Source organism: Planomonospora algeriensis, from assembly GCF_977012225.1.
In genome coordinates this window covers 1-20,966 of record NZ_CDRNDK010000009.1, presented here as the reverse complement: position 1 = coordinate 20,966, position 20,966 = coordinate 1, and the positions used below count along the sequence as shown (strand labels likewise).

Genomic DNA, 20,966 nt, shown 5'->3' with positions numbered 1-20,966 from the left:
CCCGCGGTCATTGTGCGGTCCGCGGTCATTCATTCCGCTGCGGTGCCGGGGACGGTCTCGTCCAGCACGCGCTGGGCGACGGCGAAGGCGGCGTTGGCGGCGGGCACCCCGCAGTAGACCGCGGTCTGCAGCAGCACCTCGCCGATCTCGTCGGCCGACAGGCCGTTGCGCAGCGCCGCGCGCACGTGCATGCCCAGCTCCTCCAGATGACCGCGGGCCACCAGCGCGGTCAGCGTGACGCAACTGCGCGTCCGGCGGTCCAGGCCCGGACGCGTCCAGATCTCCCCCCACGCGTAGCGGGTGATCAGATCCTGGAAGTCGCGGGTGAAGTCCGTGGTGCGGGCGATCGCCCGGTCCACGTGCTCGTCGCCGAGCACCTCGCGCCGGACCGTCATCCCCTCCGTCGCGGGCAGGTGCGCGAGCAGGGCAGCGGTGACGGGCTCCGGCCGGTCGACGCCCGCCAGATGGGCGGCTCCGGGGACCTCCACCAGGGTGGAGCCGGGGATGCCGTCGGCGAGCAGCCGGGCGTGCGCGGGCGGCGTCGCGGCGTCCTCGCGCCCGGCCAGGACCAGCGTCGGGACGGTGATCTCCGTGAGGGAGTCGCGCAGGTCGTAGCCGGCCAGGGCGTCGCAGCAGGCGGCGTATCCGGCCGGGTCGGCGGCGGCGAGGTCATCGAGGAGCGGCCGCCGGACGGGGCCGGCGAACCACCGCCGGGCGGCGGCCTCCACCAGCGGCCCGGTCCCCTCGGCTCGGACCGCCGCGGCCCGCTCCCGCCACGCCTCCGGCCCGCCGAAACGGGCCGAGGAGCAGAGCATCGCCAGGGAGCGCAGCCGCCCGGGGTGCCGTACGGCCAGGGTCGCGCCGATCGCGCCGCCGATGGAGACCCCCGCGTAGTGGAAGCGGGTGAGGCCGCAGGCGTCGGCCGTCTCCAGCACGAGGTCGGCGAGGTCCTCCATCGTCCGCACGCCGCAGGCGCCCGGAGCGGACCCGCCGTGGCCGGGCAGATCGAAGCGGACCACGCGGAACCGGCGGGCCAGGGCGGCGAGCTGCGGTTCCCAGACCCGCAGCGAGGTGCCGAGCGAGGGCCCGAGGACGAGCGGTTCGCCGTGCTCGGGGCCGTCGATCCGGTGGTGCAACACCGTCATCTCTCCTCCTTGAGCGCTCTGCCGACCAGGACGGCGGCCGAGCCCGTCGATCCCGCGACGCCGAGGTCGGCGCGCATGCGACAGGGTGGACCCTCAGGTCCGTCTTGAGCCCGGAGGTGGTGGGCACCGCCTGCCGGGTCCCGGCTCCGGGGGTCATCCGAAGTCAAGGAAGACCGTCTCCTTCTCGCCCTGCAGGTGGATGTCGAACCGGTAGACGCCCTTACGCTCCCGCTCCGCCAGGAGCGTGCGCCCGCGCCCGGCGGGCACCGTGTCCAGGAAGGGGTCGTGCGCCAGGTACACGCGGGTGAACAGGTGGTGCAGCAGGCCGCGGGCGAACACGCAGACGCTGATGTAACCGTTGCCGGGCGCCAGCGTGCGCAGCGCCCAGTGGCCGTCGGCATCGGTGGCGACCCGCCCGAAGCCCGTGAAGTCGACCCCGTTCCTGCCGGCGACCGCGCCGGTCACCGGGTCGCGGCGCAGGCTGCCCGGGCGCGCCCGCGAGCCTCCCGGCGGGATCCGCCTGCCAGAACTCCAGCAGCGCGTCGGGCACGGGGTCCCCCGCGCCGTCGCGGACACGGCCGCGCACGGTGATCGCGTCCAGGTCACCCGCCGGGGCGACGTCGCCGCCGCCGGGGAAGGGCAGCGCGTAGCCGTAGAACGGCCCGACGGTCTGCGAGGGGGTGGGGCGGGTCATCGGCCTTCCTCCGTCCAGGTCGCGGCGGGGCCGTCCAGCACGATGTCCCAGCGGTAGCCGAGCGACCACTCCGGCACCGACAGGTCGTGCGCGTAGGCGGCGACCAGGCGCTGCCGGGCCCGCTCGTCGGTGACCGACTGCAGGATCGGGTCGTAGGGGAAGAGCGGGTCGCCCGGGAAGTACATCTGAGTGACCAGCCGCTGGGTGAAAGCCGTGCCGAACAGCGAGAAGTGGATGTGCGCGGGCCGCCACGCGTTGACGTGGTTGCGCCACGGGTAGGCGCCCGGCTTGATCGTGGTGAACGTGTACTCTCCGTCGTCGCCGGTCAGGCAGCGGCCGACCCCGGTGAAGTTCGGATCCAGCGGCGCGGGGTGGTCGTCGCGCTGGTGGGGGTAGCGGCCGGAGGCGTTGGCCTGCCAGATCTCCACGAGCTGCCCGCGGACCGGGCGGCTGTCGCGGTCGGTCACCCGGCCGCGCACAGTGATCCGCTCACCCAGCGGCTCGCCGGGGTGTTGCCGGGTCAGGTCGTTGTCCAGGGCGGTCACGTCGGTGACGCCGAAGACGGGCCCGGTCAGCTCGGTGGCCTCGGGGTCGGTCACCGCGACCGGCGGCTGCTTCGGGTGGCGCAGCAGGGTGCTGCGGTAGGGGGCGTAGTCGCGCGCGGGATGGTCGCCGGGTGCGGCGGCGGCACGCCGCTCGGCGATCTCCCGGTCGATGTCGGCCTGGGTGAGGGACATGGAGCACCTACCTTTCGAGGATGACGGCCAGGCCCTGGCCGACGCCGATGCAGAGGGAGGCCAGGCCGCTGCGCTCCATGAGCGCCCTCAGCACGTGCGCGGCCAGGTCGTCGGGGCGCACGCCCGCGAGCGCCCGCCGTACCGGCCGAAGGGGGTGCGCACGGCGTCGAGGACGTAGACGGCTCGCGTGCCGGTGCTCATGCGGTGACCTCCGCGCCGGTACGGCCGCGCAGCTCGTCCGGGCTCACCCCGGGGGCGGTCTCCACCAGCCTCAGCCCTGCGGGGGTGACGTCCAGGACGCCGAGGTCGGTGATGATCCGGTGCACGCACGCCCGGCCGGTGAGCGGGAGCGAGCACTCCTGAACGATCTTCGGTGAGCCGTCCCTGGCCGTGTGCTCCATGACCACGATCACCCGGCGGGCGCCGTGCACCAGGTCCATCGCCCCGCCCATGCCCTTGACCAGCCTGCCCGGGACCGCCCAGTTGGCCAGGTCGCCCCGGGCCGAGACCTGCATCGCGCCCAGCACCGCCACATCGACGTGACCGCCGCGGATCATGCCGAAGGACAGCGACGAGTCGAAGAACGACGCGCCGGGCAGCACGGTCACGGTCTCCTTGCCCGCGTTGATCAGATCGGGGTCGACCTCGTCCTCGGCGGGGTAGGGGCCGACGCCGAGGATCCCGTTCTCCGAGTGCAGCACGACGTCCGTACCGGCCGGCAGGAACGACGGGATGCGGGTGGGCAGCCCGATGCCGAGGTTGACGTGGTCGCCGTCGCGCAGCTCCGCCGCCGCCCGCGCGGCCATCTCGTCTCTGCTCCAGCTCATGGCGTGCGCACCGTCCGCTTCTCGACGCCCTTCTCGGCGGCCTGCCCGGGGGTGAGCGGGAGCACCCGCTGCACGAAGATCCCGGGCAGGTGGACCTCGTCGGGGTCCAGCTCGGTCAGCTCCTCGACCTCGGCGACCGTGACCCGCCCGGCCATCGCGGCGAGCGGGTTGAAGTTGCGGGCGGCCTTGGCGAAGATCAGGTTGCCGTGCCGGTCCCCTTTGGCCGCGCGGACCAGCGCGAAGTCGGTGGTGATGGCGTGCTCCAGGACGTGGGTTCGGCCGCCGAACTCGCGGACCTCTTTGGGCGGCGAGGCCGCCGCGACCGACCCGTCGGCGGCGTACCGGAGCGGCAGCCCGCCGTCGGCGACCGGGGTGCCGACCCCGGCGGGGGTGTAGAAGGCGGGGATGCCGCACCCGCCCGCGCGCAGCCGTTCGGCCAGGCTGCCCTGCGGGGTCAGTTCGACCTCCAGCTCGCCCGCCAGGTACTGCCGGGCGAACTCGGTGTTGTCGCCGATGTAGGAGGCGGTCACCCGGGCGATCCGCCGGGCGGCCAGCAGCACGCCCAAGCCGCCGCCGTCCGTCCCGCAGTTGTTGGAGACCACGCCGATGCCGGTCACGCCGATCTCGTACAGCGCCCGGATCAGCACGCTCGGGATGCCGCTGAGGCCGAAACCGCCGACCGCGAACGACGCGCCGTCGCTCACCCCGGCCAGCGCCTCGGCGGCCGAGGCCGCCACCTTGCCGCTCCCTCGGCCTCCCGCCGGGACTGTCTCCCGGTCCGCTGCCAGGTCTGTTTCCGGGTCTGCCGCCGGACCTGCTGCCAGGTCTGTTTCCAGGCCCACTGCGGGATCTGCTGCCGGGCCGTCTCTTCCCGTGTCCGTCCGCACGACGCTCCGTCCGATCCGCCGCGCCCACCGGGCGATCTGTTCGCTCAGTGAACTTTGGTTCGATAATGTGGAGACGAGTATCCGTAGCGGAGACGCTCCTGTCAAAGGGCCTTCCGCTGATCTCCGCTGAGCGAGGAGCGCCGATGGAACCGGCCGGAACCCTGGAACGCGGCCTGACCGTGCTGCGCGCACTGTCCGCCGAACCCCGGCGCACGCGCGCCACCGACCTGGTCCGCGCCACCGGCCTGGCCAGATCAGTGGTCGACCGCATCGTGGCCACCCTCCTGCACCTGGGCTACCTGCGCACCGAGGATCGCGACCTGCTGCCCGCCCCGCCCCTGGCGGAGCTGGGCACGGCCTACCTGACCTGCAGCGGGCTTCCCCAGGCGCTCGATCCGCACGCCCGGCGGCTCGCCGACGAGCTGGACGAGTCGGTCTCGCTGGCCGTGCCGGACGGAGAGGACGTCCGGTTCATCGCCCAGTTCCCCCGGCGGCGCACCCTGTCGATCGCCTTCCGGGTCGGGGATCCACTCCCCGCCGACCACTGCGCCGCCGGGCTGGCCCTGCGCGATCCCGCCGCGCCGTGGGCCGAGGACGACCAGCTCGTCGAGCCGGGCCTGATCGCGGTCGCGCTGCCGGTGCACGCCCCGGGCGGCAGAGCGGTCTGCGCGGCCAGCGTGGTCAGCCACACCAGCAGGCACGACATCGCGGGCCTTCGCGAGCACGCCCTGCCCCGGCTGCGCGCGGCGGTCGCCGCGATGGAGACGGCCCTGCGGGAGGCGGCCCTTAGGGAGAACCCGCCCGCTTCCCGCCCCACCGGAGCCGCGGACTCCTTACGGACCGTGAAGGCGGAGCCGGGGGCGGAGTACCTCCAGTCACTGGCCCGCGGCCTGGCCGTACTGGTCGCGCTCGGCTCGGTGCCCGGCGGGCTCACCCTCGCCGACGCCGCCCGGGCCACCGGCCTGCCCCGCGCCACCGTACGGCGCGCGGTCCGGTCGCTGGAGCAGCAGGGGTACACGGCGGCCGAGGCCACCCGGTTCGTCCTGCTGCCCCGGGTGCTGGAGCTCGGCTATGCCCGCTTGTCGGCACTGACCTTCCAGCAGATCGCCCAGCCGCACCTGGCGGACCTGGTGGCCCGGGTCCGCGAATCGGCCTCGCTCGCCGTGCTCTCCGGCGACGACGTCGTCTATGTGGCGCGTGTGCCCACGACCGGCATCATGAGCGTCGACATCACCGTCGGCACCCGCTTCCCCGCCCACGCCACCTCCATGGGCCGCGTCCTCCTCGCCGACCTGCCCGGGGAACACCTGGCGCAGATCACCCCCCGGCCGCTGACCCGCCGCACGATCACCTCCCCAGCCGAACTGGCCGACGCCGTACGGCAGGCCGCCCGCGACGGCTACGCCCTGGTCGACCAGGAACTGGAGGAGGGCGTGCGCTCCATCGCCGTCCCCGTCCACGACCGCACCGGCCGCACCGTCGCAGCCCTCAACGTCGCCACCCACGCCGGCCGCGCCACCCCCGACGACCTGGTCCGCGACGTCCTCCCCGCCCTCACCGAAACGGCCTCCCGGATCGAGACGGACCTCCGCCACGTCCCCGCGACCCCGTAACGGCCGCGCCGGGGCTCGGGGCGGACCACGGCCTCCGCGGAACCCGGACCGGTTCACCGCTCCAGGGCCGTCCCATCGAGGAGTTCGGCGGAGGAGAACAGGCGGGACCGCCACTTCACGTTCTACGAGCTACGGGAACCTCATGCCGGTTGGCGACTTCCAGGAGGGTCCGCAGCACTTCTTTGGCGGAGCGTGAGGCTCCCTCGCCCCGGGAGGGAGAGCAGAACCGACCGGTGCCCTGGCCCTGTCCCGACCACCACCGTTTCCGGAAATTGAATTTCAGGACGGGCGCGGGGACGGCGGACAGGCAAGCGAGAAGACCGACCGGCTCGGCACCCATGCGGAAAGGCCGACCATACCTGACACAAGACGACAGGAATCCGGCCGATGATCAGTGCGGATCACGACGAACGGCAGGAGAACCGCATGCCCCGCGCCACCGGAACCTTCGGTATCGACAGCTGGGAGCCGCAGCCCTACGACGAGCGCGAAGGCGCCACGCTCACCCGCGTCCACGTCACCAAGACCTTCCACGGCGACCTGGAGGGAGACAGCACCACCGACATCATCACCGCCGTCGCCGGCGAGGCAGGCGGCGCGGCCTACGTGGGCTTCGAGCGGTTCACCGGCACCGTGAACGGCCGCAAGGGCACCTTCGTGCTCCACCACACGGCCACCAGCCATGCCGGGGAGTCCTCGCTGTCCTGGACGATCCTGCCCGGATCGGGCACCGATGAGCTCATCGGCATCCGCGGCGGCGGACAGATCGTCAACGACGACGGCCACCACTCCTTCCACCTCGACTACGAACTCGGCTGAGCCCCGCACCTGCGAGGACCCACCGGCTCAGTCATGCGCTGCCGGCGGTGTCGCCGTGCTCGGGGCCATCGTGGTGCACGAGGTACGGCCGGACCCGGCCGTCCTGGCCAATGGCAGGGTGCGGACGGGCGCGCCAACCCATCTGGACGGCCGGCTCCAGGTCGCTTGCGCCGGGCGTCACTCGCCGAGGGACTCCCGGAGGAAGGCGAGGATCTCCGCCCGGGCGGGCGTCGCCTGGGGTGCCATGCCCGGCATGCTCAGGAACGCATGCCCCGCTCCTGGGCACTCGCTGAGCCGCGCGGGCGTCCCGGCCGCCTGGAGCCGCTCGGCGTAGCGGCGGCCGTGGTCGGCGATCGGGTCGGCGGTCGGCACCACCACGAGCGCCGGGGCCAGCCCGTTCAGGTCGTCGGTGTACAGCGGCGACAGCGCGCGGGCGTCGGTGCCCTCGGGAACGGCCAGCCGCTGGAAGAACCGCAGCAGCGGCACGGACAGGGTGGGCGTCATCGCGTACCGGGTCACCGAGTCGTACGTCCAGGCCGCCGAGGTCACGTCGACCGCCGGGTTGACCAGCACCTGCGCCCGCAGCCCCAGGCCGGCCCGCCTGGCCCTGACGGCCGCCAGCGCGCTGATCAGCCCGCCGCAGCTCTCGCCGAAGACGGCGACGCGGGCCGGATCGATGCCCCACGTCCCGGCGTGCTCCAGCACGTGCCGGAGCACGTCCCAGCCGTCGTCGACGGCGGCGGACAGCGGCGTCTCCCAGTCGAGGAGTCGGTGCTCGACCGAGACGACGACCGCCGGCAGGTGGGCGGCGAGGTGGCTGTTGACCCAGTCGCTCTGCACGGCCGTACCGACGAAGGCGCCCCCATGCACGTGGATCACGAGGGGCAAGGCGCCTGCGACCGAGGGTCGGTACACCCGGACGGGGAGCTCGCGGCCGGGCAGCGCCACCTGCTGCCAGCCGATCGTGGCACCGGGGTCCGGCTCCCCGGTGATCACCCGTGCCGCCGTGGACGCCCGGACGCGGTTCTCGGCGTCCCGGAAGGCGATCAGCTCCTCGGCCGTCACCGTGGACCAGTCCGGCTCCGCGGGCCGCATCGCAGTGATGTCGTTCATGCTTCTCCCCAAGTTCCGATACCTCTGGTTTCGAAACCTAAGGTAGCGCAAATCGGTATCATGTGCGCATGACTTCGAGCACACCCGCCCGGCCGCCCGGCCGCCCGCGTTCCGGCATCAACGACGTCGTCTTCGCCGCGACGCTGAGCACGGTCCACGAGCTGGGCTACGCGCGTGCCACGGTGGAGCGCATCGCCTCTGCAGCGGGCATTGCGAAGACGACGATCTACCGTCGCTGGCCGACGAAGGGGGCGCTGATCGTGGACTGCCTGCTCGACGCGTTCGGCCCGGCGCCGGTGGACGGTGGCAGTCGGGCCGAGATCATGTCCTCGGCCATCCGCTGGACCGCGGGCAAGATCGGCGAGCCGGGGGTGGGTGACGCGTTCGCGGGCGTGTTCAGTGACGCCGTCAGCGACCCGGGGCTGCGCGAGATCCTCTCTTCGCGGCTGCAGGACCCCTACCGGCTCGCACTCCAGGAGGCGCTCGGCGAGCCGGAGCACCGGGTCCTGTTCCTCATCGACGTCGTCGTCGGGACCCTGCTCCACCGAATGGGCATGACCGGCGAGCCGATGGTCGACGGTGACGTCGACGCGCTGGTGGAGATGGTCCTGTCGTCCTTCCGCTGAGGACGCGAGGCTGGGCTGGAGCTCACGGATGCGCCGGTGGTCGAGCACCGCACCGAGCGGTTCCGCGGTACGGGATGCCGGTACCGCTCAGTTGCTGCCCCGGCTGCCGAAAGGCCGCACTCGCAGGCGGTGTTCGTCATCTACCGCCGCCCAGGGCCGGGCGAAGTCGTCAGCCCCCGCGACGCACCCGGACACCGGCCTTGGCGGAAGACGTAGATCACGTTGACGGCCGGCAGCGCGCGCATCCGAGGTGCGGGCTCGTCGTCCCTGGTGACGTGCTGGTCCGGCGCAACGCCGCCTACGCCCTGGCCGCCGCGGACGCGCACGCCGAACCGGGAACGGGCGGAAGCCGCCCACGCCCTCCGGCGGATCTCCTCAGAGGAGACCCGCCGAGCATGAAGCTGAGGGCCGCTGCGCCGGTCTACCCGCGATCAGTCTGGACGACTACTCTTCGTGAACAAAAGACGGCCCCTCCGGCGCGGCCGTCGACACCGCTCTTCCGGCTCTCACGGACCAGTGACGGACCAGAGATCCCAGACGCCCGTCAGAGCCGATTCGCGGAATCCGATATTTTCAGCGAACGGGCAGGCCGGTGACCGCGCGGCCGATGATCAGGCGCTGGATCTCGGACGTGCCCTCGAAGATGGTGTAGATCTTCGCGTCGCGGTGGAAGCGCTCGACCGGGTGGTCGCGGGTGTAGCCGGCCCCGCCCAGGATCTGGATGGCCTGCTCGGTCACCCACACCGCCGTCTCCCCCGCCACCAGCTTGCACATCGATCCCTCGGCCTGGTCGAACGACCGGCTGTTGCGGGCCATCCAGGCCGCCCGCCAGGTCATCAGCCGCGCGACGTCGACGCGGGTGGCCATGTCGGCGAGGAGGAAGGCGACGGCCTGGTTCTCCCCGATCCGGCGGCCGAACTGCTCACGTTCGCGGGCGTAGTCCCGGGCGTACTCGAACCCGGCGCGGGCGATGCCGACCGCCATGGCGGCCACCGAGGGCCGGGTCGTCTCGAAGGTCCGCATGGCCGCCTGCTCGCCGGCCCTGCCGCCCTCGCGGACCCGCGCCAGCCGGGCGTCCAGCTTCTCCTTGCCGCCGAGCAGGCAGGATCCGGGCACCCGTACGCCGTCGAGGGCGACCTCGGCGGTGTGGGAGGCGCGGATGCCGTGCTTCTTGAACTTCTGGCCCATCGACAGGCCGGGGGTGCCCGGCGGGACGATGAAGGAGGCCTGGCCGCGAGTGCCGAGCGAGGGATCGACGGAGGCGACGATGACGTGCACGTCGGCGATGCCGCCGTTGGTGGCCCAGGTCTTGACGCCGTTGAGGATCCAGTCGCCGGAGGCCTCGTCGTGGACGGCCCGGGTGCGGATGGCGCCCACGTCGGAACCCGCGTCGGGCTCGGAGGCGCAGAACGCGCCGAGCTTGACGTCGTCGGGGGTGCCGAACATCTGGGGCAGCCACTCGCCCATCTGCTCGGGGGTCCCGGTGGCCGACAGGGCCGCGGCGGCCAGGCCGGTGCCGACGATGGACAGGCCGATCCCGGCGTCGCCCCAGAAGAGCTCCTCGAAGGCGACCATCAGGCCGAGGCCGCTGGGCTCGAAGGACTGCTGGGCGAAGAAGTCGAGCGAGTAGAGGCCGATCTTGGCCGCCTCCTGGATGATCGGCCAGGGGGTCTCCTCGCGCTCGTCCCACTCGGCGCCGGCCGGGCGGACGACCGTCCGGGCGAACTCGTGCACCCAGTCGCGCACCTCGCGCACGTCGTCGCTCAGCTCCGGGCAGAAGCCGTTCTCGCTCATCGTCCACCCCTCCGGGAAAGCGTTACCATCGGTAACACCCCTACCTTACTGGCCGGTAGACCCGCCCGCGCAAGGTGTTCCCCGGCAGGACGGCCGAGCGGGCGGACCGCCGGGCGCGGTGCGGTCCGGCCACCGGCCCCCTCCCGGCACGCCCACGGCACCGGGCCCCTTCCGGCGCGTCCGAGAAAGCGGGACCCGGTCAGGTCGTCGGGCGGGGACCGTATCCGGGAACGGTGATCATGGGCGGGCGCTCGGCGACCGCCACGTCCCGTACGGTCGCATGGTGCCCGTCCGGTCCGCGGCGAAACTGGGCCAGGCGCGAGGACGGCGTGTGCAGCGGGACCATCAGGTCCTGGCGGGCCAGCCGCGACCAGGACGTCTGCAGGATCTGCGCGGCCATGCCGCCCAGGGCCTCGGTGGACTGGTGGGAGTGCACTCTGCGCCCCAGATCGACCTGGGCCAGGGCGTCGAGGCCCGACATTTCCAGCAGGTCGATCAGGAGCCCGAGCTCCACGCCGTAACCGGTGACGAACGGGACCCGTTCCAGGACCGAGCGCCGCCCGGCGTACTCTCCGGCCAGGGGCTGGACGAACCCGGCGAGCAGCGGCCAGTGCAGGTTGAGCAGCGGTCGCGCGACCAGCTCGGTGACCCGCCCGCCCCCCGCCCGGCGCGTCCGCGCCCCGCGCGTCCCGCAGCGGCCGGTCGTAGCAGCCCTTGACGTAGACCACGCCGGGGTCGGCCAGGAGCGGGCCGAGCAGCCCGGTCACGAACGACGTGCGGAACTCCCTCAGGTCCGCGTCGACGAAGACCAGCAGGTCGCCGGAGGTCACCGCGAGGGACTTCCACAGCGCCTCCCCCTTGCCGTCCAGCGGCTTGAGGTCGGGCAGGACCTCGTCCTGCGCCACCACCCGGGCGCCGGCGGCCGCGGCGCGCGCGGCGGTGTCGTCGGTGGAGCGGGAGTCGATGACCACGAGCTCGTCGACGAGCGGCACCGCCTCCATCAGCTCGCGCCGGATCGCGGCGACGATCTCCCCGACCGTCTCCCCCTCGTCGCGCGCGGGCAGCACCACGCTGACCGTCGCGCCCCCCTTGGCCTCCAGCAGCTCCGGCGGGGACCAGTCGTCCGAGGACGACGTACGGCGGCGCAGCCATGCCTCCACCTCAGGCAGCACAGCCCATCCTCCCCGTCACCCCGGAATGCACGGGTATCACCCTATGCGTCACCGTTGCGGAGTGAATCACCGGCCGGACCGGTCCCACGGGAGCGGGGATCAGTCCGCGGCGTGGCGCTCCAGGAAGGTGTAGACGTCGGCCTCGTCCACGCCCGGGAAGGAACCGGGCGGGAGCGCCACGAGGACGTGCGAGTTGGCACGCGCCGAGGGCCAGGCGTAGCCCTCCCAGCGCTGGGCCAGCTCGGGCGGCGGGCGGCGGCAGCAGTCGCCGTTGGGGCACTCGGACTTGGTCCGGTTCACGGTCTCCCGGCCGCGGAACCAGCGCGACTCGCGGTACGGCACGCCGAGCGTGATGGCGAAGTCCCGCTCCCGGCTGGGATCCACGTGGGCGACGCAGAAATAGGTACCGGTGGGTGAGTCGGAGTACTGGTAGAAGACGGAGAAGCGGTCGGGTGAGAGGAAGACCTGGCGGCCCGACCACTGCAGGCACATGCGCTGGCCCTCGATCGCGCCCTGCTCGTCGGCGGGGAAGACGATCCCGTCGTTCTCGTAGGCCTTGTAGATGATCCCGCCGACGTCGTTGCGGACGAAGTGGCAGACCAGGTCCAGGTGATGCGTGGCCAGGTTGGTGAAGCGGTGCGCGGCCATCTCGTAGGAGACCGCGAACACGTCGCGCAGGTCCTCCACGCTGAGCGCCCGGTCCTGCTTGGCCTCCCGCAGGTACGGCGCGGCGGCGGCCTCGGGCACGAGCACCGCGGCGGCGAAGTAGTTGGCCTCGGTCCGCTGGCGCAGGAAGTCGGCGAAGTCGCGGGGCTTGTGGTGACCGAGCGCCAGGTGGCCGATGGTCTGCAGCAGGATCGTGCGGGGGGTGTGCATGCCGAGCTGCTCGTGCTTGACATAGATGCGCCGGTTGCGCAGGTCGGTGATCGAGCGGACCGTCCGGGGCAGGTCCTGCACGGTCCGCACGCTGTAGCCGAAGTGGGTGACCAGCGCCTGGACGGTGCTCTGCGACAGCGCGCCGGAGCGGTAGCCGACCGCGGCCAGCGCCTCGGAGGCGGCCTTCTCGATCTCCGCGAAGTAGTTGCCCTGCTCGCGCTGCTTGCGGCGGAGCTCGGCGTTGGCCGCGCGGGCCTCCTCCGGGGTGGCGGTGCCCTTGGCCTGGCGGGAGCGGAGCTCGCCGTACAGGCCGAGGATGTGCTCGAGCACGTCGTTGGGCACGCGAGCGGAGACCTTCAGCCGGGGCAGGCCGAGGCCGGCGTAGAGCGGGTCGCGCTGGGCCTCCTCCAGTTCCATCTCCAGCTGCGCGCGCCGGTTCGGCGCCTGCCGGCGGAGCAGTTCCTCCACCGGCACGTTGAGCGCGGACGCGAGCGACTTGAGCAGCGACAGCTTCGGCTCGCGCTTGCCGTTCTCCAGCAGGGAGAGCTGGCTCGGCGCCCGGCTCACCCGCTCACCCAGGTCGGAGAGGGTCAGACCGCGCTGCTTGCGCAGGTGGCGCAGGCGCTGGCCGAAGGCGATGAGGTCGAGCTCCTGCGTCAAAGAAAGAGGTTCTTCTCCGACCAGAGGTGTCATGTCCCGATCCTAAGCGAAAATTCCGCCCATCTTCCACCCGGGGGCACGCATCCCCACCCGGGGTACGGGTACACCCTCATCCCGCCTCCGGCGGGCCGCCACTCGCCGTGCACCTCCGTCCACCTCCGCACACCTCCCGCCGGACCGCCGCGGCGGTCCGGCCGCCGCACTTCCGGAGCCCGAGTGAGCTGGGCCACACACATGATTGGTCTAGTCCATAGCGAAAACTCTCATGTTCTTCTCTGTCGAATACTGGCTGGTATTAGCTACAAGAGAAAAATTGTCATTTTTTCCAGGAAAAGCACCTTGTTTGCCCGTTTCGCCGGGGCACAGACTCAGGGCAAGGCACCCAGGGGACGACAAGGAGTGAAAAATGAACGATCGCCTCAAGGGAGCCGCAGAGGAACTGCGGCGCGAGTGGGAGACCGACCCCCGTTGGAAGGGCATCGAGCGGACCTATACGGCCGAGGATGTCGTGCGGCTGCGGGGCTCGGTCCAGGAAGAGCACACTCTCGCCAGGCTCGGCGCGGAGCGGCTGTGGGACCTGCTGCACAGCGAGGACTATGTCCACGCCCTCGGCGCGCTGACCGGCAACCAGGCCGTCCAGCAGGTCAAGGCGGGGCTGAAGGCGATCTACCTGTCCGGCTGGCAGGTCGCCGCCGACGCCAACCTCGGCGCCCAGACCTACCCGGACCAGAGCCTGTACCCGGCCAACTCGGTCCCGGCCGTCGTGCGCCGCATCAACAACGCGCTGCTCCGGGCCGACCAGATCACCTGGTCCGAGGGCGACCAGGACGCGCCGCACTGGCTGGCTCCGATCGTGGCCGACGCCGAGGCCGGCTTCGGCGGCGTGCTGAACGCCTTCGAGCTGATGAAGGGCATGATCGCGGCCGGCGCCGCGGGCGTGCACTGGGAGGACCAGCTCGCCTCCGAGAAGAAGTGCGGCCACCTCGGCGGGAAGGTCCTCATCCCGACCGGCCAGCACATCAAGACCCTCAACGCGGCCCGCCTGGCGGCCGACGTGGCGGGTGTCCCGTCCCTGATCATCGCGCGGACCGACGCACAGGCCGCGACGCTGCTGACCACCGATGTGGACCCCCGCGACCGCGCCTTCACCACCGGCGACCGCACGGCCGAGGGCTTCTACCGGGTCCGCAACGGCGTCGACGCCTGCATCGCCCGCGGCCTGGCCTACGCGCCCCACTCCGACCTGCTGTGGATGGAGACCTCCACGCCGGACCTGGACGTGGCCCGCGAGTTCGCCGAGGCCATCAAGGCGCAGTACCCGGACCAGATGCTGGCCTACAACTGCTCGCCGTCGTTCAACTGGAAGAAGCACCTGGACGACTCCACCATCGCCAAGTTCCAGCGCGAACTCGGCCACATGGGCTACAAGTTCCAGTTCATCACGCTGGCGGGCTTCCACTCGCTCAACTACTCGATGTTCAACCTGGCGCAGGGCTACGCCGAGGAGGGCATGACCGCCTACGTCGAGCTCCAGGAGGCCGAGTTCGCCGCCGAGTCCCGCGGCTACACCGCCACCCGCCACCAGCGCGAGGTCGGCACCGGATACTTCGACCTGGTCAGCACGGCCATCGCGCCGGACTCCTCCACCACGGCCCTCAAGGGCTCCACGGAGGAGGAGCAGTTCGAGGCTCACTGACCCGAGGAAGGACCGGAAGCGCGGGTTTCGCAGCCGGCGCGGGCCGGGGCGGCTCTTCAGGGCATGCGGAGCCCGCCCCCGCCCGCCTGGCACCCGCCTGAGCCGAGACCCGCGCTCCCGGTCCGCCCCCGGACTCGGACTTCCGAGACCAGGACGAGGACCCCGCCTCCTTCCCCCCCCAGGGAGGCGGGGTTTCCCCATGTCGGCCCGGCGCGTCACCGGTGTCCCGAGGCGCCTCTCCCGACCGGCCGCCGCCTCGGCCGCCGCCCGAGGTCACGCCTCCGGCGAGCCCGGAGGTCCGGCTGCCGGGATGCCGAGGGCGGACAGGAACGCCGCGGCGGCGGGCGACGGAGGAAAGCGGCTCCAGACGAGGTACTCCATGCGGGCCGGAGCGTCGCTGAGCCGGACGACGGGCAGGTCGGGGAGCTCGGAGACGAAGGCTGCGGGCAGCATCCCGATGCCCAGGCCCTGCCGGATCAGGCGGGCCATGAAGTCGGGGGAGCTCACCTCGAAGGCGACCTCGCGCCGCACTCCGGCCGCCGCGAACGCCTCGTCCGACTGGATCCGCCCGGCGGTGCCCGCGGGGAAGTCGACGAACGGCTCATCCGACAGGTGGCGCAGCTCCACCTCCTCCCTCCCGGCCAGCGGATGACCGGGGGCCACCACGGCGACGAGATCGCCGCGCGCCAGTTCGCGGCCCCGGACGCCCTTGGGCGGTGCGCCCACCGGCAGCCCCAGGAACGCGGCGTCCAGGGTGCCCTGCCGTACCCGTTCGGTCAGCTCCTCGCTCGCGCCCGAGCGGAGGCTGATCCGCACCTGCCGGTGCCGCAGGTGGAAGTTCCTCAGCTCGGTCGGCAGATCGACCGCCGTGACGGTGGGAATGGCGCCGACGGCGAGGCGGCCCCTGATCTCGCCGGTGGCGGCCGCCACCTCGGCGCGGGCCCGTTCAGCGGCGTCGAGGGCCTGGCGGGCGGCGGGGAGGAAGGCCTCGCCGGCGGGGGTCGGCCGGACGCAGCGGCTCGTGCGGTCGAACAGCCTGGCCCCCAGCTCGCGTTCCAGGCGGGCGATCTGGTGGCTCAGCGCGGACTGGACGACCAGGCACCGTTCGGCGGCGCGGGTGAAGTTGCCCGTCTCGGCGACGGCGATGACATAGCGCATCTGCTGAAGCTCCATGGATCAATCGTGATACACGATCGATGTGATGATGAACATGCATTGGACTCATTGATCTTTCTCGCCCAAGCTGAAAGGTATGACGGCGACGAGATCCCACACGGACGGCGGCCTGCCGCGCGGGCTGCTCCTGCTCATGTCCACGGCGACCGGATCGGCCGTAGCGGGGAACTACTTCGCGCAGCCGCTGCTCGACCTGATCGGCCGGGAACTGGAGATCGGGCCGTCGTCGGCGGCACTGGTGGTGACGGCCGCGCAGGGCGGATACGCTCTGGGGCTGATCCTGCTGGTGCCGCTCGGCGACCTGATGGAGCGGCGGCGGCTGACGGTGTCGCTCTACGCGGCGACCGCGGTGTTCCTCTTGGTGTCGGCCACCGCCGCCAACGGCGCGGTGCTCTTGGCCGGCACGGCCCTGACCGCCCTGACCTCGGTCGGAGCACAGGTGGTGGTGCCGTTCGCGGCGACGCTGGCGGATCCGGCGGAGCGCGGCCGGGTGGTCGGCACGGTGATGACCGGGCTGATGCTCGGCCTGCTGCTGGCGCGGACCGCGTCCGGAGCGTTGTCGGAGTTGGGCGGGTGGCGGACGGTCTACTGGGTGCACGCGGCTCTGATGGCGCTGATGGCCGTACTGCTGCAGGTCCGCCTGCCCCGGCTCGGCGGGGACGGCGGGCGCCTGTCCTACCCGGGGCTGCTGCGCTCGACGGCCGCGATGTTCCGGTACGAACCGTTGCTGCGGTGGCGGGCGGGCATCGGCGCGCTGAGCCTCGCCTCGTTCAGCGTGCTGTGGACGGCGCTGACCTTCCTGCTGGCGGGGCCGCCGTACGGCTGGACGGAGTCGGCCATCGGCCTGGTCGGCCTGGTCGGCGCCGCGGGCGCGCTGACCGCCGCGGTGGCCGGGCGGCTGGCCGACCGGGGTCACGTCCAGCTCGTGACCGGCGTCGGGACGGTCCTGCTGCTGGCGTCCTGGGCGGCGATCGCGGCGGGGGCGCACTCACTGGTCTGGCTGCTCGCCGGCGTGATCGCGCTGGACCTGGCGCATCAGGCGGTGCTCAACAGCGGCCAGAACGTCCTCTACGCGCTCCGGCCCGAGGCCCGCAACCGGATCAACTCCGCCTTCATGACCTCCCTGTTCCTCGGCGGCGCGGCGGGCTCCGCGCTGACGTCGGCGGTCTGGGCCGGAGGCGGCTGGACCGGCGTGTGCGTGCTGGGAGCCGCCCTCTCGGCCGGAACCGTCGTGCTCTGGGTCCTGGAGCGCCTCACCGCCGGCCGGGCCGTGGGAAGGCCCCCGAAGACCGCCGCGGTACGCGGCCTGATCCGTGTCCAGACCACCACCGAAGGAGAATGAGCGTGTCGCGCACCGTACTGATCATCGGAGCCACCGGGACCGTGTCCACCGCGCTGATCGACGCGCTGCAGGGGACCGGGGTGGGCCTCCGTGCCAGGCCGGGGTGGAGCGCGTCGTGCGCCTGTCCGTCGTCGGCGCGGCGCACGACGCGCCGAACCGCAGAGGAGTACGCGCAGGCGTACGCCTCCGGCTGGGGGGACTTCACCACCGATACGCTCACCGGCCTCCTCGGCCGTCCCCCGCGCGACATCGCCGACTTCGCCCGCGACCACGCCGCGGCGTTCGCCCCGGCCGACGACCACGGGCGCGAGGAGAGGAGGGAATCCAGGTGAAATCCGCGATACGCAAGTTCTTGTAGAACTTTGCTGGGACATAGATATTCCATCCTGATATGCCCCTTCAGTTACCCCATGCTTACTCTTGTCTCCCTAGCCTCGGCCTTATGGGGATCTGGCTGGGGCCGAACGGCATCGAAGTCGAGGCACTCGTGGTGAACGATCGACCGTGCCTGCGCATCACCCGCCTGATCGGCGGGGAACGCGTGCTCGTGGCGGACTGCGCCGACGTGCGCGAGGTCGGCCACCACGTGGACCTGGCGCAGCTGGTCATGGTCGACAGCGACGAGCGGCAAAGGTTCGGTCACATCGGGGCATGACCCCCGCCCTGCCGTGAGCTCCCTCCCCGGCCGGGCGCATGGCCGCACTCCCCGCGCCCGAGGGGTGAAACAGACCGCGCGATCCCCGTAGTGTTGATCCTCCCGGGCACTGCAGGAAGAAGCACATGAACAAGCGCGAGCTGATCGAGAAGGCGGCGGCGGAGGCCGGTCTCACCCGGCGGCAGACCGCCGCGGCCCTGGACGCGATCCTGGACACCATCCAGCACGCCGTCGCGAGCGAGGACAAGGTCGCGATCCCCGGCTTCGGCTCCTTCGAGATCGTTCACAAACCCGCTCGGACCGGCCGCAACCCGCAGACCGGCGAACCGTTGGAGATCGCCGAGACCTGGACGGCCCGGTTCAAGCCCAGTCCCGGGTTCATGGGGCTGATCCGCCAGCGCAAGAAGGATTGAGCCCGCACCGCGCCGAGGACCGGTCACGGGCAGGACGGCGGCGTCCTGCGTCCTACCCGTGCCTTCCCCGTACGGCGCGGGCGGACCAGCGGCCGTCCAGGCGGTCGATCCGCAAGGGACGGCCGAAGCACTCCGACAGGCCCCCGTCGGTGAGGACCTCCTCCACCGGGCCCGCCGCCTGGATCCGGGCGTCACGCATCAGCAGAGCGTGCGTCGTGGTCGCCGGCACCTCCTCCAGATGGTGCGTCACGGTGATCGTGGTCAGCGCAGGCCGTACCGTCGCCAGCTCCTCCAGCACGGTGATCAGGTCCTCGCGGGCGGGCAGGTCGAGTCCGGCGAACGGCTCGTCCAGCAGCAGGATCACCGGATCGGCCATCAGCGCCCTGGCTACCCGGATGCGGGCCCGCTCCCCCTGCGAGCAGACGCGGAACAGCCGGTCACCCAGGTCCTTGCAGCCCAGGTCGGCCAGGAGCCGGTGGGCGCGCTCGTGCTCACCGGGCCCGTAGCGGTCCCAGAGCGGAGCACTGCTCCCGGTGTACCCGGTGAGCACGACGGTGTGCGCGGTGGCGCCCTCCTCCTCCAGCAGCTCCTCGTCGACGAGCCGCTGACTGGCCGCGACCAGGCCGACGCGGCGGCGCAGCTCCCTCAGATCCACCCGGCCCAGCCGCTGACCGAGCACGGTGGCCGCGCCCTCGCTGGGATGCCGTACGGCGGCGGCCAGCGAGAGCATCGTCGTCTTGCCCGCCCCGTTGGGACCGAGGACGACCCAGTGCTGGCCGTACTCCACCTGCCAGTCGACGTCCGCCAGCAGCGTCCGCCCGACCACCCGGACCCCGACACCGCTCAGTTCGACCGCACCCGGCACAGTTCCCCCTCCGACTCGGTTGGCGCCGTTCACCATAACGGATGGCCCGGCCCTCCCCCGGAGGTCCCCGCGGCCCCTCAGTCCCCGATCTGCGGCACCGGACCGGAGGAGGACGGGGAGGGGGAGGAGGTGGGCGCCGTCGCGGAGGCGCTCGGTGACGGCGGAGGGCTCTCCCCGTCACCGGTCTGCGGGATCCGGGTGAAGGAGGGTTCGGGATCGGCCGTCTCCGCCGGGCAGCCGGCGCCGGGGCCCTGCGCCGCGCCCTTCCCCTGCCCCTCGGCGCAGGTCTGCGGTTCTCCGGGATCGCCGCCCCCGGGCTCGTCGGGGGGTTCCTCCGGATCGCGCGGCCCGCCCGGGGCCGGTTCCCCCGCGTGCCCGCTCACCTGCGGCACCGGCATGGTCCGCGTCGTGGTGACCGTGATCGTGGACGGACTGACCGGCGGCACGGTCCGCGCCGCGCGGCCGGGGGCGCGTCCTGCGGAAGCCGCCGCCCGTGGGCGTGCCGTCGGCCGGATCACCATCGGCACGTGCTCGGGCGGCCGGGCGTCGCCGTCCCCGAGGCCGCCGTTCCCGGCGGCGACCACGGCGAGCACCGCCATGGAGGCCGTGGCCAGCGCGGCGAACCCGGCCTGGGGCAGGTGGGGGCCGTTGCGGGGAGCCTGCGGGCCCTCCGGCGCGGCCGCCCGCGGATCGAGGCCCCCGCCCGCCCGCGGGTACGGGACCGGCGCCCAGATCTCCGCCAGCACCTCGGCCACCGCCAGCCTCAGGTCCCAGGGGTCCCCGATCCCGCCCGCGGCGAGCAGTGCGCCGAGCAGGTCCGCCGCCGGAGGACGCCGGGCGGGATCCTTGTCCAGTGCGGCCTCGACCACCGGGCGCAGCAACTCGGGCACCGCGGAGAGCCGCGGCGGCTCCACCAGGATCCGCCGGGTCAGCGCGTCGGGCTCGCCCGCGCCGAACGGGTGGTGGCCGGTCGCCGCGTAGGCGACCAGGCAGCCCCAGGAGAAGACGTCCGAGGGCGGCAGGGCCCTGCCCCCGGTGAGGCGTTCCGGGGCGACCCAGCCGGGGCTTCCCATGACCTGCCCGGCCTGGGTGAGCGCGGCGAGGCTGTCCACGTCCCTGGCGATCCCGAAGTCGATGACCCGCGGGCCGGTGTGCGACAGCAGCACGTTGGCCGGCTTGAGGTCGCGGTGGACCAGCCCGGCCTCGTGCACCGCCGTCAGCGCGGCGGCCACGCCGAGGGCGACGCCGTAGGCGAGGTCGGGAGGGAGCGGGCCGCGGGCGGAGACCACCTGGGAGAGGGAGGGGCCGGGGACGTACTCGGAGACCAGGTAGGGCCGTTCCCGGTCGGTGCCGTCCTCGATCACCGCGGCCGTGCAGAACGGGACCACCCGGCGGGAGAACTCCACCTCCTCCGCGAACCGGGCGCGGAGGGTGGGGTCGTCGAGGTGCACCGGGTGCGGAGTCTTGATCGCGACCACGCCGCCGTGCGGGTGCTCGGCCAGGTAGACCACGCCCATGCCGCCGGCGCCGAGCCGGCCGAGCAGGAGATGGCGGCCGATGATGACCGGGTCCCCCACGGTCAGCGGCCGCACGCCAGGGGGCATCCCGTTCCCGGGGCCGGTTCCGCCACGTGCCATCCGGATCGAGCCTCTCGTGCGCGCGCTACGACAAGCACACTGTGACCCGGCGGAGCGGGTCTTCGCTCCTTACCCGTCACAACCGATATGGCGGCCGACCTGCCCCCCCGCCCCGCCGCGCCCTGCCTCGCCCCGCCCGTCAGGCCGCGGCCGAGCCGGACCCGGCGGGGCCGGGGGTGAGGAGGTCCGGCGGCGAGCAGGTCCGCGGCGCCGGGGTCC

General features: G+C 72.7%; 20 protein-coding genes and 2 pseudogenes. 8 read left to right on the top strand and 14 right to left on the bottom strand.

What is annotated here, in order from left to right:
• Window positions 1–29: 29 nt before the first annotated feature.
• The 6 genes and pseudogenes from pcaDC to ACWJ6R_RS01990 form a co-directional block, all read right to left on the bottom strand.
• A complete protein-coding gene (pcaDC, locus tag ACWJ6R_RS02015; protein WP_449060547.1) occupies window positions 30–1,145 on the bottom strand; it encodes a bifunctional 3-oxoadipate enol-lactonase/4-carboxymuconolactone decarboxylase PcaDC in 1,116 nt (371 codons plus the stop codon).
• Between the two features lie 153 nt (window positions 1,146–1,298).
• A complete protein-coding gene (locus tag ACWJ6R_RS02010; RefSeq protein ID WP_449060546.1) occupies window positions 1,299–1,721 on the bottom strand; it encodes a protocatechuate 3,4-dioxygenase subunit alpha in 423 nt (140 codons plus the stop codon).
• 114 nt (window positions 1,722–1,835) lie between these two features.
• The gene (gene pcaH, locus ACWJ6R_RS02005) at window positions 1,836–2,576 is read right to left on the bottom strand and encodes a protocatechuate 3,4-dioxygenase subunit beta (RefSeq protein ID WP_449060545.1); all 741 of its coding nucleotides are present in this window, start codon (window positions 2,574–2,576) and stop codon (window positions 1,836–1,838) included.
• A gap of 67 nt (window positions 2,577–2,643) precedes the next feature.
• Window positions 2,644–2,777: pseudogene (locus tag ACWJ6R_RS02000) on the bottom strand (3-oxoadipyl-CoA thiolase); the annotation flags it as partial.
• Window positions 2,774–3,403 carry a CoA transferase subunit B gene (locus tag ACWJ6R_RS01995; protein WP_449060544.1) on the bottom strand — a complete coding sequence of 210 codons (630 nt, stop codon included), beginning with the start codon at window positions 3,401–3,403 and terminating at the stop codon, window positions 2,774–2,776. The pseudogene ACWJ6R_RS02000 and the gene ACWJ6R_RS01995, both read right to left, overlap by 4 nt.
• Window positions 3,400–4,140: a CoA transferase subunit A gene (locus ACWJ6R_RS01990; protein WP_449060543.1), complete on the bottom strand. Its 741-nt coding sequence runs from the start codon at window positions 4,138–4,140 to the stop codon at window positions 3,400–3,402. The genes ACWJ6R_RS01995 and ACWJ6R_RS01990 overlap by 4 nt, the downstream gene beginning before the upstream one ends.
• Before the next feature lie 293 nt (window positions 4,141–4,433).
• Here ACWJ6R_RS01990 and ACWJ6R_RS01985 point away from each other — a divergent pair, with 293 nt between their 5' ends.
• Both ACWJ6R_RS01985 and ACWJ6R_RS01980 read left to right on the top strand, forming a co-directional pair.
• On the top strand, window positions 4,434–5,903 hold the full coding sequence (locus ACWJ6R_RS01985; RefSeq protein WP_449060542.1) for an IclR family transcriptional regulator domain-containing protein: 1,470 nt from the start codon (window positions 4,434–4,436) through the stop codon (window positions 5,901–5,903).
• 387 nt (window positions 5,904–6,290) lie between these two features.
• Window positions 6,291–6,722, top strand: coding sequence for a DUF3224 domain-containing protein (locus tag ACWJ6R_RS01980; protein ID WP_449060541.1), 432 nt, complete (start codon window positions 6,291–6,293; stop codon window positions 6,720–6,722).
• A 177-nt stretch (window positions 6,723–6,899) separates the two neighbouring features.
• On the opposite strand, the gene ACWJ6R_RS01975 is transcribed toward ACWJ6R_RS01980, so the two are convergent.
• A complete protein-coding gene (locus ACWJ6R_RS01975) occupies window positions 6,900–7,835 on the bottom strand; it encodes an alpha/beta hydrolase (protein ID WP_449060540.1) in 936 nt (311 codons plus the stop codon).
• Window positions 7,836–7,903: 68 nt separating this feature from the next.
• Here ACWJ6R_RS01975 and ACWJ6R_RS01970 point away from each other — a divergent pair, with 68 nt between their 5' ends.
• Window positions 7,904–8,461 (top strand): TetR/AcrR family transcriptional regulator, encoded by a 558-nt coding sequence (locus ACWJ6R_RS01970; protein ID WP_449060539.1) that lies wholly within the window; start codon window positions 7,904–7,906, stop codon window positions 8,459–8,461.
• A 573-nt stretch (window positions 8,462–9,034) separates the two neighbouring features.
• Here ACWJ6R_RS01970 and ACWJ6R_RS01965 read toward each other — a convergent pair.
• From ACWJ6R_RS01965 to ACWJ6R_RS01950, 4 genes and pseudogenes are all read right to left on the bottom strand, one after another.
• Window positions 9,035–10,255: an acyl-CoA dehydrogenase family protein gene (locus ACWJ6R_RS01965; protein ID WP_449060538.1), complete on the bottom strand. Its 1,221-nt coding sequence runs from the start codon at window positions 10,253–10,255 to the stop codon at window positions 9,035–9,037.
• A gap of 199 nt (window positions 10,256–10,454) precedes the next feature.
• Window positions 10,455–10,769: a hypothetical protein gene (locus ACWJ6R_RS01960; RefSeq protein ID WP_449060567.1), complete on the bottom strand. Its 315-nt coding sequence runs from the start codon at window positions 10,767–10,769 to the stop codon at window positions 10,455–10,457.
• 271 nt (window positions 10,770–11,040) lie between these two features.
• Window positions 11,041–11,322, bottom strand: a pseudogene (locus ACWJ6R_RS01955) (glycosyltransferase); the annotation flags it as partial.
• 204 nt (window positions 11,323–11,526) lie between these two features.
• Window positions 11,527–12,996, bottom strand: a complete 1,470-nt coding sequence (locus ACWJ6R_RS01950; protein WP_449060537.1) for a helix-turn-helix domain-containing protein — start codon at window positions 12,994–12,996, stop codon at window positions 11,527–11,529.
• Between the two features lie 373 nt (window positions 12,997–13,369).
• On the opposite strand from ACWJ6R_RS01950, the gene aceA reads away from it, so the two are divergent.
• Window positions 13,370–14,659 carry an isocitrate lyase gene (gene aceA, locus ACWJ6R_RS01945; RefSeq protein ID WP_449060536.1) on the top strand — a complete coding sequence of 430 codons (1,290 nt, stop codon included), beginning with the start codon at window positions 13,370–13,372 and terminating at the stop codon, window positions 14,657–14,659.
• 273 nt (window positions 14,660–14,932) lie between these two features.
• On the opposite strand, the gene ACWJ6R_RS01940 is transcribed toward aceA, so the two are convergent.
• On the bottom strand, window positions 14,933–15,832 hold the full coding sequence (locus ACWJ6R_RS01940; RefSeq protein WP_449060535.1) for a LysR family transcriptional regulator: 900 nt from the start codon (window positions 15,830–15,832) through the stop codon (window positions 14,933–14,935).
• A 79-nt stretch (window positions 15,833–15,911) separates the two neighbouring features.
• Here ACWJ6R_RS01940 and ACWJ6R_RS01935 point away from each other — a divergent pair, with 79 nt between their 5' ends.
• From ACWJ6R_RS01935 to ACWJ6R_RS01920, 4 genes are all read left to right on the top strand, one after another.
• The gene (locus tag ACWJ6R_RS01935) at window positions 15,912–17,177 is read left to right on the top strand and encodes an MFS transporter (RefSeq protein WP_449060534.1); all 1,266 of its coding nucleotides are present in this window, start codon (window positions 15,912–15,914) and stop codon (window positions 17,175–17,177) included.
• 2 nt (window positions 17,178–17,179) lie between these two features.
• Window positions 17,180–17,509, top strand: coding sequence for a hypothetical protein (locus ACWJ6R_RS01930; protein ID WP_449060533.1), 330 nt, complete (start codon window positions 17,180–17,182; stop codon window positions 17,507–17,509).
• A 110-nt stretch (window positions 17,510–17,619) separates the two neighbouring features.
• Window positions 17,620–17,832, top strand: coding sequence for a hypothetical protein (locus ACWJ6R_RS01925; protein WP_449060532.1), 213 nt, complete (start codon window positions 17,620–17,622; stop codon window positions 17,830–17,832).
• 125 nt (window positions 17,833–17,957) lie between these two features.
• Window positions 17,958–18,245 carry an HU family DNA-binding protein gene (locus ACWJ6R_RS01920; protein WP_189240355.1) on the top strand — a complete coding sequence of 96 codons (288 nt, stop codon included), beginning with the start codon at window positions 17,958–17,960 and terminating at the stop codon, window positions 18,243–18,245.
• A gap of 52 nt (window positions 18,246–18,297) precedes the next feature.
• Here ACWJ6R_RS01920 and ACWJ6R_RS01915 read toward each other — a convergent pair whose 3' ends face one another.
• A complete protein-coding gene (locus ACWJ6R_RS01915; protein ID WP_449060531.1) occupies window positions 18,298–19,146 on the bottom strand; it encodes an ABC transporter ATP-binding protein in 849 nt (282 codons plus the stop codon).
• A 41-nt stretch (window positions 19,147–19,187) separates the two neighbouring features.
• Entirely contained in the window at window positions 19,188–20,702 is a 1,515-nt protein-coding gene (locus tag ACWJ6R_RS01910) for a protein kinase domain-containing protein (protein WP_449060530.1), read from the bottom strand.
• Window positions 20,703–20,966: the final 264 nt, after the last annotated feature.